11 protein-coding genes are annotated in these 14148 nt (G+C 58.6%); 1 reads left to right on the forward strand and 10 read right to left on the reverse strand.

Annotated features, from left to right (window positions below; genetic code table 11):
• Positions 1 to 99 precede the first annotated feature (99 nt).
• Positions 100 to 336, forward strand: a complete 237-nt coding sequence (locus tag ACXR0M_RS21700) for a hypothetical protein (protein WP_007962865.1) — start codon at positions 100 to 102, stop codon at positions 334 to 336.
• Positions 337 to 425: 89 nt separating this feature from the next.
• On the opposite strand, the gene ACXR0M_RS21705 is transcribed toward ACXR0M_RS21700, so the two are convergent.
• The 10 genes from ACXR0M_RS21705 to sdhA all read right to left on the reverse strand — a co-directional run bounded on the left by ACXR0M_RS21705 (position 426) and on the right by sdhA (position 14146).
• A complete protein-coding gene (locus ACXR0M_RS21705) occupies positions 426 to 827 on the reverse strand; it encodes an MAPEG family protein (protein WP_458833790.1) in 402 nt (133 codons plus the stop codon).
• Complete coding sequence (locus ACXR0M_RS21710) at positions 827 to 1564, reverse strand: DUF599 domain-containing protein (RefSeq protein WP_458833791.1); 738 nt, start codon at positions 1562 to 1564, stop codon at positions 827 to 829. Before ACXR0M_RS21710 ends, ACXR0M_RS21705 begins: the two co-directional genes overlap by 1 nt.
• A 263-nt stretch (positions 1565 to 1827) precedes the next feature.
• Positions 1828 to 3141 carry a branched-chain amino acid transport system II carrier protein gene (brnQ, locus tag ACXR0M_RS21715; RefSeq protein ID WP_458833792.1) on the reverse strand — a complete coding sequence of 438 codons (1314 nt, stop codon included), beginning with the start codon at positions 3139 to 3141 and terminating at the stop codon, positions 1828 to 1830.
• A 394-nt stretch (positions 3142 to 3535) separates the two neighbouring features.
• A complete protein-coding gene (sucD, locus tag ACXR0M_RS21720) occupies positions 3536 to 4417 on the reverse strand; it encodes a succinate--CoA ligase subunit alpha (RefSeq protein ID WP_003223019.1) in 882 nt (293 codons plus the stop codon).
• Positions 4417 to 5583 (reverse strand): ADP-forming succinate--CoA ligase subunit beta, encoded by a 1167-nt coding sequence (gene sucC / locus ACXR0M_RS21725; RefSeq protein WP_103521086.1) that lies wholly within the window; start codon positions 5581 to 5583, stop codon positions 4417 to 4419. Before sucC ends, sucD begins: the two co-directional genes overlap by 1 nt.
• A gap of 181 nt (positions 5584 to 5764) precedes the next feature.
• Complete coding sequence (gene lpdA, locus ACXR0M_RS21730; protein ID WP_041074385.1) at positions 5765 to 7201, reverse strand: dihydrolipoyl dehydrogenase; 1437 nt, start codon at positions 7199 to 7201, stop codon at positions 5765 to 5767.
• 103 nt (positions 7202 to 7304) lie between these two features.
• Positions 7305 to 8522: a 2-oxoglutarate dehydrogenase complex dihydrolipoyllysine-residue succinyltransferase gene (gene odhB / locus ACXR0M_RS21735; RefSeq protein WP_458833793.1), complete on the reverse strand. Its 1218-nt coding sequence runs from the start codon at positions 8520 to 8522 to the stop codon at positions 7305 to 7307.
• A gap of 44 nt (positions 8523 to 8566) precedes the next feature.
• Positions 8567 to 11398 (reverse strand): 2-oxoglutarate dehydrogenase E1 component, encoded by a 2832-nt coding sequence (locus ACXR0M_RS21740; protein ID WP_458833794.1) that lies wholly within the window; start codon positions 11396 to 11398, stop codon positions 8567 to 8569.
• A gap of 259 nt (positions 11399 to 11657) precedes the next feature.
• Positions 11658 to 12362: a succinate dehydrogenase iron-sulfur subunit gene (locus ACXR0M_RS21745; protein WP_003223007.1), complete on the reverse strand. Its 705-nt coding sequence runs from the start codon at positions 12360 to 12362 to the stop codon at positions 11658 to 11660.
• Positions 12363 to 12373: 11 nt separating this feature from the next.
• A complete protein-coding gene (gene sdhA, locus ACXR0M_RS21750) occupies positions 12374 to 14146 on the reverse strand; it encodes a succinate dehydrogenase flavoprotein subunit (protein WP_458833795.1) in 1773 nt (590 codons plus the stop codon).
• Between the last annotated feature and the right edge of the window lie 2 nt (positions 14147 to 14148).

Here is a 14148-nt window from a genome sequence, read left to right on the forward strand (position 1 = left end):
TATAAAAACAATCTTATATATCTGAAACAAATGAGGAACTTAACCTGTAGACCCAGGCTCTTAAGGCCAGTAGTTATTTTCCATAAGGAGAAACACCCCATGCGTAAGACTTTAGCTATTGCCTTGATGTTGACCGCTTCCCTCGGTCTCGCTGCCTGCGATAAAAAATCCGAGGACAAAGCTCAAGATGCCAACCAGCATGCTGAACAAGCTCAGCAAGACATGAACAAAGCTCAGGATAAAGTGAACGACGCAGCGAAAGAAAACGCCGAAGCTGCCAAAGCTCAGGCTGAATCGAATCAAGCTGCTCAGGAAGAAGCTGCCAAGAAGCAATAATTGCGACTTGATGCAGAAAAAGAAAACCCGCCAAGTGCGGGTTTTCTTTTGCCTGTGATTTTTTGTCAGACTTGGCCCGGATGCTGTTGTTAGAGCAACACGGTCCTGAAAGTCGGACTAATCATCAGCAACAAACTGCAGATCAGACCCACCAGCCACACCAGGCTGCGCAGCGACGGTTTATCCGCCAGGTACAGCCAAAGATAGAGAATTCGCGCGATCACAAAGATGATCGCCAGTGCATCGATCAACCATCCCTGGGTTTGCGTGGTGTGCGCCATCAACACCCCCACGGCAAACAGAATGAACGCTTCAATGCTGTTCTGATGCGCCGCTAATGCGCGTGCTCCATAGCCAGTCAGTTGCGCCTGTTGTTGGCGCGGCAGGTGGTTGTTGTAACCGCCCTGCTCTTTCATCGCCTTGCCCACCGGCAGACGCGCGATATGAATCAACAACGCACTGATAAACACACACCAGAACGGAATACTCATCAAGCAGCCTCTTTGTGGGTTTCGGGCAACGGCGCCTCTGTAGGGGTATAGACCATGACATCCAGCACGTCGGAATGGAACTCGCGGCGATACAACACCAGTACCACTCCGGCACTCATCAACATGAACAGCCACGGACTGACAAACCACGCCAGCATGCTCATGCCGAAGTAGTAAGAGCGCAGGCCGAAGTTGAACTGGTTGGCGGCCATCGAAATAACCCGCGCGGCACGCAGCGCGAATGCCTTGCGCTCCTGCTCGGACACCTGGCGCTCACCGATCATTGGCGCCGAGCCGACCAATATCGCCGCGAAGTTGTACTGGCGCATGCACCAGCTGAACGTGAAGAAGGCGTAAACGAACACTAGCGCCAGGCACAGCAACTTGATCTCCGACATGCCCTGCGAGGCCTGCTGCACCATCGGAATGTCCGCCAGCAGCGACACTGCGCGCTCGGAGGCACCAAGCACGGTGAGAATACCGGCGAGGATGATCAGGGTGCTGGAGGCGAAGAACGAGGCGTTGCGCTCCAGATTGCCGATCACACTGGCATCGGCAATGCGGTTGTCGCGCAGCAGCATGCGGCGCATCCAGTCCTCGCGGTACAGGTGCAGAACGCTGGCCAGACACGCGGTGTCCCGGGCCTTCCACGACGCATAACGGGTATAGCCGCCCCAGCAGATGACAAACCAGAGCGCGGCCAGCAGGTGGATCAGGTTGGCTTGGATGAACGACATGCAAATCCTTGTGATGACGAGCGGTAAATCGAAACCTGTGGCAGCGAGCTTGCTCGCGAAAGCGCTGTATCAGTCGGCATTGATGGTGACTGACAACCTGCCTTCGCGAGCAAGCTCGCTCCCACAGGGAAATCAGGCAACCTTTCGACGTTAGCTCAGGAAAAAAGACACTGCCTCACGCGCATAAAAAATGCCCCGTATCGATTGATACGGGGCATTTCTGTTTAAGCGTTGAACACCCGCTTGTGGCGGGTCAGCCAACCTCAGGCAACCGCTTCGCTGCGCTTGCCCAGCAGACGATCGCAGATCACCGCGACCACCAAAGTCATGACGCATGGCACCAGCCACGCCAGACCTTGCTCGCTCAGCGGCAGATGAGCCAGTTGCGACGGCATCCAGTCAGCCAGACCGGCGCCCTTCAGCGCATCGATGGTGCCGAACACGAACGACACCAGCATCACCGGGCCAAGAATGCGCCCGTGTTCATTCCAGAAGTCTTTGCAGAAGCTCAGGGCCACCAGGACGATGCATGGCGGGTAGATCGCGGTCAGCACCGGGATCGAGAAAGCGATCAGCTTGGTCAGGCCCAGGTTCGACACCAGCAGCGAGAATGCCGCCAGAATAATTACCAGAGTCTTGTAGGACAGTGGCAGCACGCGACTGAAGTATTCCGCGCAGGCACAGGTCAGACCGACCGCCGTCACCAGACAGGCCAGGGAGATCAGCACCGCGAGGAAACCGCTGCCCAGCGAACCGAAAGTGTGTTGCACATAAGCGTGCAGCACCGCTGCGCCATTGGTGGCGCCAGCCGCGACTTCATGGCTGCCGGAACCGAGGCGGAACAGGCTGATGTACACCAGCGCCAGGCCGACACCGGCGATAAGGCCGGCAATGATCGCGTAACGGGTGATCAGCACCGGCGATTCAACGCCACGGGAGCGGATCGCGTTGACGATGACAATGCCGAACACCAGGGCGCCAAGGGTATCCATGGTCAGATAGCCATTGATGAAGCCTTGCGAGAACGGGGCCGCAACGTATTCAGGGGTTGCCTGACCGATGTCACCAGCGGGCAAGGCGAACGCGGCGATACCGAGTACCGCCAGGGCGATGATTTTCAGCGGCGCAAGGAAACGGCCAACGGTATCCAGCAGGCGGCCCGGATATAGCGAGATGAAGAACACCAGCAGGAAGTACACCGAGCTGTAAAGGAACAGCGCCAGCGGGCTTTCGCCGGTCAGCGGCGCCAGGCCGACTTCGAACGACACGGTCGCGGTGCGCGGGGTGGCGAACAGCGGACCGACCGCCAGGTAGCACGCGGCAGCGAGGACACCGCCGGCGATCTTGCCGATCGGGCTGCTCAGCGAGTCCATCGCGCCGCCGACCTTGGCCAGGGCCACGACCGTGATCACCGGCAGACCGACCGCGGTGATCAAAAAGCCCAGCGCCGCCATCCAGACGTTAGGTCCGGACTGCAAGCCGACGATAGGCGGGAAGATGATGTTGCCAGCCCCGACGAACAGGGCGAAGGTCATAAAACCAAGTGCCAGGATGTCCTGACCTTTCAAAACTTTCATTAAGGAAATACCACACTACTGAATCGGAATTTAGAGGGGGATTTCCCTGTGGGGTTAGGGAAATGCTGTCCGTCCGTATGAGACTGACCCGTTTGGCGCGCTGCATGCCTTGTGGGCGGCAGACGCAAAAATGGCTGCTAGCCTAACGAATTTGTCTGACAAACGCACTGTTTGAGGGCGAACTATCCGATACGCGACGTGTCTTTGTCGCGTTTACGCATCTATTTTTCCTACAGAGAACACGATCAAAAGATCGCAGCCTGCGGCAGCTCCTACAGGGAAATGCATTCCAGGTGTAGGAATTGCCGCTGGCTGCGATCTTTTGATCTGCACAAACAACAAAGGCCACCCGAAGGTGGCCTTTGTCTGGTGAAGCGTCAGTCAAGCACGAGGCTTACTTGACAGCCCAACCGGTCAGCTCGGCCAGGGCCTTGCCGATGTCTGCCAGCGAACGCACGGTTTTCACGCCTGCGTCTTGCAGCGCAGCGAATTTCTCGTCTGCAGTGCCTTTGCCGCCAGAGATGATTGCGCCAGCATGGCCCATGCGCTTGCCCGGAGGAGCAGTCACACCAGCGATGTAGGAAACAACCGGCTTGGTCACGTGGGCCTTGATGTAGGCAGCCGCTTCTTCTTCAGCCGAACCGCCGATCTCGCCGATCATCACGATCGCCTCGGTCTTCGGGTCTTCCTGGAACAGCTTCAGGATGTCGATGAAGTTCGAACCCGGGATCGGGTCACCGCCGATGCCGACGCAAGTCGACTGACCGAAACCGGCGTCAGTGGTCTGCTTCACAGCTTCGTAGGTCAGGGTGCCGGAGCGCGAAACGATACCGACCTTGCCTGGCAAGTGAATGTGACCTGGCATGATGCCGATCTTGCATTCGCCTGGGGTGATCACGCCTGGGCAGTTAGGGCCGATCAGGGTAACACCCAGCTCGTCGCACTTAACTTTGGCGTCCAGCATGTCCAGGGTAGGAATGCCTTCGGTGATGCAGACGATCAGCTTGATGCCGCCGAAAGCTGCTTCCAGGATCGAGTCCTTGCAGAAAGGAGCCGGAACGTAGATCACGCTGGCGGTAGCGCCAGTAGCGGCTACTGCATCTTTAACGGTGTTGAACACTGGCAGACCCAGGTGCTCGGTGCCGCCTTTGCCCGGAGTAACGCCACCCACCATCTTGGTGCCGTATTCGATGGCTTGCTGGGTGTGGAAACTACCTTGCGAACCGGTAATACCCTGGCAGATAACTTTGGTGTCTTTATTGATCAGGACGCTCATTATTTGCCCTCCGCAGCTTTGACAACTTGTTGAGCAGCGTCGGTCAGGCTGGTAGCAGCGATGATGTTCAAACCGCTTTCTGCCAGTACTTTAGCGCCCAGCTCAGCGTTGTTGCCTTCAAGGCGAACAACAACCGGGATTTTCACGCCGACTTCTTTCACGGCGCCGATGATGCCTTCGGCAATCATGTCGCAGCGAACGATGCCGCCGAAGATGTTGACCAGTACTGCAGCGACGTTGGTGTCGGACAGGATGATCTTGAACGCTTCGGTTACGCGCTCTTTGGTTGCACCACCACCTACGTCGAGGAAGTTGGCTGGCTTGCCGCCGTGCAGGTTGACGATGTCCATGGTACCCATGGCCAGACCGGCACCGTTGACCATGCAACCGATGTTGCCTTCCAGAGCTACGTAGTTCAGTTCGAACTTGGCAGCGTGCGCTTCGCGCGGATCGTCTTGCGACGGATCGTGGAAAGTCTTCAGCTTAGGCTGACGGTACATTGCGTTGGCGTCGATGTTGATCTTGGCGTCCAGGCAGTGCAGATCGCCGTCAGCCTTGATCACCAGCGGGTTCACTTCCAGCAGGGCCAGATCGTGATCCTGGAACAGTTTGGCCAGACCTACGAAGATCTTGGCGAACTGGGCAACTTGCTTGCCTTCCAGACCCAGTTGGAATGCCAGCTCGCGACCCTGGAATGGCTGAGCGCCAACCAGTGGATCGATAGTGGCCTTCAGAATTTTTTCTGGAGTGTCGTGAGCGATTTTCTCGATGTCCACGCCACCTTCGGTGGAAGCCATGAACACGATGCGACGGCTCGAACGGTCAACGACAGCGCCCAGGTACAGCTCTTTAGCGATATCAGTGCACGATTCAACCAGGATCTTGGTGACTGGCTGACCATTGGCGTCAGTCTGGTAAGTCACCAGACGCTTGCCCAGCCACTGCTGAGCGAATGCCTTGGCGTCTTCTCTGTTGCGAACCAGCTTGACGCCGCCCGCTTTACCGCGACCACCGGCGTGGACCTGGGCTTTGACAACCCACTCGCTGCCGCCGATCTTGTCGCAAGCTTCTGCTGCTGCTTCCGGGGTGTCTACTGCGTAACCAGTGGAAACTGGCAGGCCGTATTCAGCGAACAGCTGCTTACCCTGATACTCGTGAAGATTCATGCTTTTTACCGTCTTCGTTAGGTACTGCGCATTCGGCGCTGCGCTCTTGATGAGTGCCGCGCCACCTGTGACTGCTGCTTGCGTAGCTGAGCTACGCAAGACTGCGTCCAGCGGACATTCCGCGGTGAGACTTGCTCGCAAGGCTCACGACGGGCCGTTACCGCCGTGGTTTCTTATTGTCTTAACGCTTCTTGCGGTTGGCAATGTGGATGGCGCCGCCATTCACTGCCAGAGCAGCTTCGTGCAAGGCTTCAGACAGGGTCGGATGGGAGAAAACCATCATGCCCAGGTCTTCAGCGCTGGTGCCGAATTCCATACCGATCGCGCCCTGTTGAACCAGTTCAGCAGCGCTCGGGCCAATCACGTGCACGCCCAATACGCGGTCAGTCTTGGCATCAGCGATGACCTTGACGAAACCACCGGTATCGTTGGCGGCCATGGCACGGCCGGAAGCGGCGAACGGGAAGGTGCCGACGTTAACTTCAACGCCTTCGGCTTTCAAGGCCTGCTCGGTTTTGCCAACCCACGCGATTTCCGGGTGAGTATAAATAACCGAAGGGATCAGGTCATAGTTCATCTGGGCTTTGTGGCCCTTGATGCGCTCGACAACCATGATGCCCTCTTCCGAGGCCTTGTGCGCCAGCATCATGCCGCGAACCACGTCACCGATGGCGTAAACGCCCGGAACGGTGGTGGCGCAGTGATCGTCAACGTGCACGAAACCGCGCTCGTCGAGGGTCACGCCGCTGTCGGCCGCCAGCAGATCAGTGGTCACCGGGCGGCGACCAACGGCTACGATCAGCTTGTCGAAAGTGATGGTCTGTTCGCCGTTGGCATCGGTGTAGTTCACAACGACTTCGTCGCCGTTCACTTTCGAACCGGTAACGCGAGCGCCCAGCTTGATGTCCAGACCCTGTTTGGTCAGGGTTTTCAGCGCTTCCTTGGAAACCGCGGTGTCGGCGGCCATCAGGAAGGTGTCCAGTGCTTCCAGGACAGTCACTTCTGCACCCAGACGCGACCATACCGAACCCAGTTCCAGACCGATCACGCCAGCGCCGATCACGCCCAGACGCTTGGGTACGGCCTGGAATTCCAGAGCGCCAGTCGAATCGACGATGACTTTCTGATCGACCGGAGCCGGTGGAATGTCGATCGGGCGCGAGCCTGGTGCCAGGATCACGTTTTCGGCTTCGATGACTTCAACCGAACCGTCCGGCTTGGTCACTTCGACTTTCTTGCCAGCCAGCAGCTTGCCGTGGCCCTGGATCGAAGTCACGCCGTTGGCCTTGAACAGGGTGGCAACGCCGCCGGTCAGGTTCTTGACGATGCCAGCCTTGCGGCCAACCATCGCAGCGACGTCCATTTTGACTTCGCCGGTCGAGATACCGTGAACGTTGAAGCTCTCTTTGGCTTCCTTGTACTTCCAGGAGCTGTCCAGCAGCGCCTTGGACGGAATGCAGCCGACGTTCAGGCAAGTACCGCCGAGGGCTTGCTTGCCTTCAGCGTCGGTGTACTTCTCGATGCAGGCAGTGGTGAGACCCAGCTGCGCGGCCTTGATGGCAGCCACATAGCCGCCAGGGCCGGCACCGATCACTACTACGTCAAATTTCTGCGACATGTAAAAGAATCCTCTTTTAGCAACAAGCTACAAGCCGCAAGCTGCAAGTTTGAAGCCCCTCGCTTTAGCTTGAGGCTTGTCACTTGCAGCTTGCCGCTGCTTTTTAAATATCGAGCAACAGACGAGCCGGATCTTCCAGCAGGTTCTTGATGGTCACCAGGAAAGTCACAGCTTCTTTGCCATCGATCAGACGGTGATCGTAGGACAGGGCCAGGTACATCATCGGACGGATCACGACCTGACCGTTGATGGCCATCGGACGCTGGATGATGTTGTGCATGCCCAGAATCGCTGCCTGCGGCGGGTTGACGATCGGGGTCGACATCATCGAACCGAAGGTACCACCGTTGGTGATGGTGAAGGTACCACCGGTCATCTCGTCCATCGACAGTTTGCCGTCACGGGCTTTCTTGCCGAAAGTGGCGATGCCGCCTTCGATTTCAGCCAGGCTCATCAGCTCGGCGTTACGCAGAACCGGTACCACCAGACCACGGTCGCTGGAAACGGCAACGCCGATGTCCGCGTAGCCGTGGTAAACGATGTCGCCGCCGTCGATCGACGCGTTCACAGCCGGGAAGCGTTTCAGCGCTTCGGTGGCCGCTTTCACGAAGAACGACATGAAGCCCAGGCGTACGCCGTTGTGGGACTTCTCGAACAGGTCCTTGTACTTCGAACGCAGGGCCATGACTTCGGTCATGTCGACTTCGTTGAACGTGGTCAGCATCGCCATGTTCGACTGCGCTTCAACCAGACGTTTGGCCACAGTGGCGCGAACGCGGGTCATCGGCACGCGCTTCTCGATGCGGTCGCCAGCGGCGAACACAGGAGCCGCGGCGGCCGGAGCAGCAGCCTTGGCAGGCGCAGCAGCCGGAGCGGCTTTCTTCGCGGCCACAGCAGCAACCACGTCTTCCTTGGTCACACGACCGCCTTTGCCGGTGCCGGCAACGGAAGCGATGCTGATGCCGTTTTCTTCAGCCAGCTTGCGCGCAGCCGGAGCAGCAACAGGATCATCTTCGCCGTCGGCAGCAGCCGGGGCAGCGGCAGCAGCCGGAGCAGCAGCGGCTGGAGCAGCGGCAGCAGCGCCGCCCTCTTCGATCGAGCCCAGGACCTGGTTCGACAGAACGGTAGCGCCCTCTTCGGCAACGATTGCGCCCAGCACGCCGTCCGCTTCAGCCAACACTTCGAGCACGACCTTGTCGGTTTCGATGTCGACGATCAGGTCGTCACGCTTGACGGCCTCACCCGGTTTCTTGTGCCAGGTGGCAACGGTGCCATCGGCAACCGATTCCGGGAATGACGGGGCTTTGATTTCGATAGCCATTATCTGTAGGTCCTTAAAATTCGGTTTCAGTCAGCGCGAAGGCGTTAAACAGTGAAAGCATCTTGCAGCAGTTTTTCCTGCTGCTCGGCGTGCATCGATGCGTAACCACAAGCAGGTGCAGCAGAAGCCTCACGGCCCGCGTACTCGAGTACCAGAGACTTGTCGAGGTTGGCGATGCTGCGACGCAGGTGATGCTGGCTGCAGTACCACGCGCCCTGGTTCATCGGCTCTTCCTGACACCAGACGGCATGCTTGACGTTGGTGTAAGGCGCCAGGACTTCTTTCAAGTCGTCCTCAGGGAACGGATACAGCTGCTCGATACGCACGATGGCGATATCGTCACGACCTTCGGCACGACGTTTTTCCAGCAGGTCATAGTAGACCTTGCCGCTGCACAGAATCACGCGCTCGACCTTTTTCGGGTCCAGGGCATCGATTTCCGGGATCACGGTCTGGAACGAACCTTCGGCCAGATCTTCCAGAGTCGAGATGGCCAGCTTGTGGCGCAGCAGCGACTTCGGTGTCAGGACTACCAGCGGTTTGCGCAGCGGGCGAATCACCTGACGGCGCAGCAAGTGGTAGATCTGGGCCGGGGTGGTCGGCATGCACACCTGAATGTTGTGCTCGGCGCACAGCTGCAGGTAACGCTCAAGACGTGCCGAGCTGTGCTCAGGGCCCTGGCCTTCGTAACCGTGTGGCAACAGCATGGTCAGACCGCAGAGACGGCCCCACTTGTGCTCGCCGCTGGTGATGAACTGGTCAATCACGACCTGTGCACCGTTGGCGAAGTCGCCGAACTGGGCTTCCCAGATCACCAGCGCGTTTGGCGTGGTGGTCGAGTAACCGTATTCGAACGCCAGTACCGCTTCTTCCGAGAGGAACGAGTCGTACAGGTCAAAGCGTGGCTGACCGTCGTACAGGTTCTGCAGCGGAATGTAGGTGCCCGCGTCTTTCTGGTTGTGCAACACGGCGTGACGGTGCGAGAACGTACCGCGGCCGATGTCCTGACCAGTCATGCGGATCGGGTGACCTTCGAACGCCAGGGTCGCGTACGCCATGGTTTCGGCGTAACCCCAGTTGATCGGCAGGCCGCCGGCTTGCATCTTCTGACGGTCTTCGTAGATCTTCGCGACCTGACGCTGAACCACGAAGCCTTCCGGAATTTCCAGCAGCTTGGCGGACAGTTCCTGCAGGGTCTTCAGATCGAAACGCGTGTCGTGACGCGCAGTCCAGGCGTGGCCCAGATACGGACGCCAGTCCACAAACAGCTCTTTGTTCGGCTCTTTGACCAGCGACTTCACGACGTGCAGACCGTTGTCCAGCGCGTTGCGGTACTCGTCGACCTTGGCCTGAACACGTTCCGCGTCCAGTACACCGGCCTGAGTCAGGCGATCAGCGTACAGCTCACGAGTGGTGCGCTGCTTGGTGATCTGCTGGTACATCAAAGGCTGGGTGCCGCTCGGCTCGTCGGCCTCGTTGTGGCCGCGACGACGGTAGCAGACCAGGTCGATCACCACGTCACGCTTGAACTGCATGCGGTAGTCGATGGCCAGCTGGGTCACGAACAGCACGGCTTCCGGATCATCACCATTCACATGGAGGATCGGCGCCTGGATCATCTTCGCAACGTCGGTGGCGTACTCGGTGGAACGCGAGTCCAGCGGGTTGCTGATGGTGAAACCGACCTGGTTGTTGATCACGATGTGCACGGTACCGCCGGTCTTGAAACCGCGGGTCTGCGACATCTGGAAGGTTTCCATGACCACACCCTGACCTGCGAACGCAGCGTCACCGTGGATGGAGATCGGCAGAACCTTCTCACCGGTCGGATCGTTACGACGATCCTGACGGGCGCGCACCGAACCTTCGACCACCGGGGAAACGATTTCCAGGTGGGACGGGTTGAACGCCATGGCCAGGTGAACTTCACCGCCGGCGGTCATCACGTTGGACGAGAAGCCCTGGTGGTATTTCACGTCACCGGAACCCAGCTCGACCTTCTTCTTGCCTTCGAACTCGTCGAACAGCTCGCGCGGGTTCTTGCCGAAGGTGTTGACCAGCACGTTCAGACGGCCACGGTGGGCCATGCCGATGACGACTTCCTTGGTGCCGTAGGAACCGGAACGCTGGATCAGCTCGTCGAGCATCGGGATCAGGCTTTCGCCGCCTTCCAGACCGAAACGCTTGGTGCCCGGGTATTTGGTGCCCAGGTATTTTTCCAGGCCTTCACCGGCGGTCACGCGCTCGAGCAGATGGCTCTTGATGTCGGCCGAGTAGGTCGGACGACCGCGCACGCTTTCCAGACGCTGCTGGAACCACTGGCGCTGCTCGGAATCGGTGATGTGCGTGAACTCAGCGCCGATGGTGCGGCAATATGTCTGCTGCAACGCTTCGTGAATTTCGCGTAGGCTCGCTTCCTCTTTGCCGATGAACAGGTCGCCGGCACGGAAGGTCGTATCAAGATCGGCATTGGTCAAGCCGTAATGATTGATCGACAGGTCTGCAGGTGCAGGACGCTGCCACAGCCCCAGCGGGTCAAGCTGGGCTGCCTGGTGGCCACGCATACGGTAGGCCTGGATCAATCGCAGCACTTCAACTTGCTTCTTCTCGTGCTCACTGCTCACGCTGCCGGCGGAAACCGGTTGGGCGCGGCGCTGGTTCTTTGCCAGCAGCACGAAATGATCGCGAATTGTGGAGTGCGAAACATCAGTGGCAGAGTTGCCGTCGGCAGGCAACTTCTGAAAGTAGGTGCGCCACTCTTCTGGCACAGCGTTAGGGTCGTGCAGGTAGAGCTCGTAGAGCTCTTCCACATAGGCAGCGTTTCCACCTGAAAGGTAGGCGCTGTTCCACATGCGCTGCATCACGCTTTCTTGCATGCTTGGTCACCCTCGGTTAGGGGAACACCATCGGCGTCAATACCGAGCAAACTTGCAGAAGTCCGAATGCAGCGACCAAAACAAGCCACTTAGGATCACGCTGATAGTCCGGGTACCAGCCCGGATGCCCCTGCTTGTCTCATTTCTTCAAAATAAGAGCGGCAGCTTGTGGCTACTGCTCTGGTTATGACCATGACGCGGGTTGAAGCCCGCGCCACAGCCTCTTCGGTACAGCGGTCCTACGGTTACAGCAGCTGAATCACACGCCGCTCGAAAGCAACATGTTACGGATGTGACCGATGGCCTTAGTCGGGTTCAGGCCTTTCGGACATACGTTGACGCAGTTCATGATGCCCCGGCAGCGGAACACGCTGAACGGGTCATCGAGCGAAGCCAGACGCTCGGAGGTCTTGGTGTCACGGCTGTCTGCCAGGAAGCGGTAGGCTTGCAGCAGCGCAGCTGGACCCAGGAATTTGTCCGGGTTCCACCAGAAGGACGGGCACGAAGTCGAGCAGCAGGCGCACAGGATGCACTCGTACAGACCGTCGAGCTTTTCACGCTCTTCAGGGGACTGCAGACGCTCGATGGCCGGAGCCGGCGTGTCGTTCTGCAGGTATGGCTTAACCTTCTCGTATTGCTTGTAGAAGATGCTCATATCGACGACCAGGTCACGGATAACCGGCAAACCTGGCAGCGGACGAACGATCAGCTTGTTGCCTTTGACGACAGCGGACAGCGGCGTGATGCACGCCAGGCCGTTCTTGCCGTTGATGTTCATGCCGTCGGAGCCGCAGACGCCTTCACGGCAAGAGCGACGATAGGAAAAACCCTCGTCCTGCTCTTTGATCAGGGCCAGCACGTCCAGCACCATCAGGTCTTTACCACCGGTATCGACCTGGAATTCCTGCATGAACGGCGCAGCGTCCTGATCAGGGTTGTAGCGATAAACACTGACTTGCAACATGGCGGTCACCCTTAATAAGTCCGGACTTTAGGTTCGAAAGTCGGAACAGTCTTCGGCGAGAAGTTTACGGCACGCTTGGCGACGCGTTTCTCACCCGGGAAGTACAGGGTGTGGCACAGCCAGTTTTCGTCGTCACGGTCTTCGAAGTCTTCACGGGCGTGAGCGCCGCGGGACTCTTTACGTACTTCGGCCGCGATGGCGGTAGCTTCAGCCACTTCCAGCAGGTTTTGCAGTTCCAGAGCTTCGATACGCGCGGTGTTGAACGCCTGCGACTTATCGTTGATCTTCACGTTGGCGATGCGCTTGCGCAGATCGGCCAGCTGAGCGATACCCTTCTGCATGTATTCGCCAGTACGGAATACACCGAAGTAGTTCTGCATGCAGCTTTGCAGCTCGCGACGCAGGGTTGCCACGTCTTCGCCATCAGTGCGGCCGTTCAGCGCGTTCAGACGTGCCAGGGCAGCTTCGATGTCGGATTCGGTCGCGTCGTCGTATTCGATGCCGTCGCTCAGCGCCTTTTCCAGGTGCAGGCCGGCAGCGCGGCCGAATACCACCAGGTCGAGCAGCGAGTTGCCGCCCAGACGGTTGGCACCGTGTACCGATACGCAAGCCACTTCACCGACCGCGAACAGACCAGGAATGATCTGATCCACGCCTTCGGCGTTCTGGGTGATTGCCTGACCATGAATGTTGGTGGCAACGCCGCCCATCATGTAGTGGCAGGTCGGAACAACCGGAACCGGAGCAACCACCGGGTCAACGTGTGCGAACGTCTTCGACAGTTCGCAGATGCCTGGCAGACGGCTGTGCAGCACTTCCTCGCCCAGGTGGTCGAGTTTGAGCATCACGTGGTCGCCATTCGGACCGCAACCGTTGCCGGCAATGATCTCTTTAACCATCGAACGGGCAACCACATCACGACCAGCCAGGTCTTTCGCGTTCGGAGCATAACGCTCCATGAAACGCTCGCCGTGCTTGTTGATCAGGTAACCACCTTCACCACGGCAACCTTCTGTAACCAGTACACCGGCGCCGGCGATGCCGGTCGGGTGGAACTGCCACATTTCGATGTCTTGCACCGGCACACCGGCACGCAGCGCCATACCAACGCCGTCACCGGTGTTGATAAGGGCGTTGGTGGTGGAGGCGTAGATACGGCCGGCACCGCCAGTCGCCAGTACGGTGGCCTTGGCGCGGATGTACGAAGTTTCGCCGGTTTCGATGCAGATCGCGATCACACCGACAAATTCGCCTTCCTGGTTTTTCACCAGATCAACAGCGTAGTACTCGTTCAGGAACGTGGTACCGGCTTTCAGGTTGCCCTGATAAAGGGTGTGCAGCAGCGCGTGACCGGTACGGTCGGAAGCGGCGCAGGTACGGGCAGCCTGCCCGCCTTTACCGTAATCTTTCGACTGACCGCCGAACGGACGCTGGTAGATACGGCCTTGCTCGGTACGCGAGAACGGCAGACCCATGTGGTCCAGCTCGAACACGGCAGCCGGGCCTTCCTGACACATGTATTCGATAGCGTCCTGGTCACCGATGTAGTCGGAACCCTTGACGGTATCGTACATGTGCCAGCGCCAGTCATCGTTCGGGTCAGCGGACGCGATTGCGCAGGTGATACCGCCCTGGGCGGATACAGTGTGCGAACGGGTCGGGAAAACCTTGGTGATCACCGCAGTCTTGTGACCGCCCTGTGCCAGCTGCAGCGCAGCGCGCATGCCGGCACCGCCACCACCAATAATGATGGCGTCGAAAGAAATCGTTGGAATGTTAGCCATGA

Source organism: Pseudomonas sp. Eth.TT006 (assembly GCF_054456575.1).

Coding starts and splice junctions, on each gene's coding strand:
- ACXR0M_RS21705 (WP_458833790.1), bottom strand. CDS start 827: ATGAGTATTCCGTTCTGGTGTGTGTTTATCAGTGCGTTGTTGATTCAT.
- ACXR0M_RS21700 (WP_007962865.1), top strand. CDS start 100: ATGCGTAAGACTTTAGCTATTGCCTTGATGTTGACCGCTTCCCTCGGT.
- sucD (WP_003223019.1), bottom strand. CDS start 4,417: ATGAGCGTCCTGATCAATAAAGACACCAAAGTTATCTGCCAGGGTATT.
- sdhA (WP_458833795.1), bottom strand. CDS start 14,146: ATGGCTAACATTCCAACGATTTCTTTCGACGCCATCATTATTGGTGGT.
- ACXR0M_RS21710 (WP_458833791.1), bottom strand. CDS start 1,564: ATGTCGTTCATCCAAGCCAACCTGATCCACCTGCTGGCCGCGCTCTGG.
- brnQ (WP_458833792.1), bottom strand. CDS start 3,141: ATGAAAGTTTTGAAAGGTCAGGACATCCTGGCACTTGGTTTTATGACC.
- lpdA (WP_041074385.1), bottom strand. CDS start 7,201: ATGTCGCAGAAATTTGACGTAGTAGTGATCGGTGCCGGCCCTGGCGGC.
- odhB (WP_458833793.1), bottom strand. CDS start 8,522: ATGGCTATCGAAATCAAAGCCCCGTCATTCCCGGAATCGGTTGCCGAT.
- ACXR0M_RS21740 (WP_458833794.1), bottom strand. CDS start 11,398: ATGCAAGAAAGCGTGATGCAGCGCATGTGGAACAGCGCCTACCTTTCA.
- sucC (WP_103521086.1), bottom strand. CDS start 5,583: ATGAATCTTCACGAGTATCAGGGTAAGCAGCTGTTCGCTGAATACGGC.
- ACXR0M_RS21745 (WP_003223007.1), bottom strand. CDS start 12,362: ATGTTGCAAGTCAGTGTTTATCGCTACAACCCTGATCAGGACGCTGCG.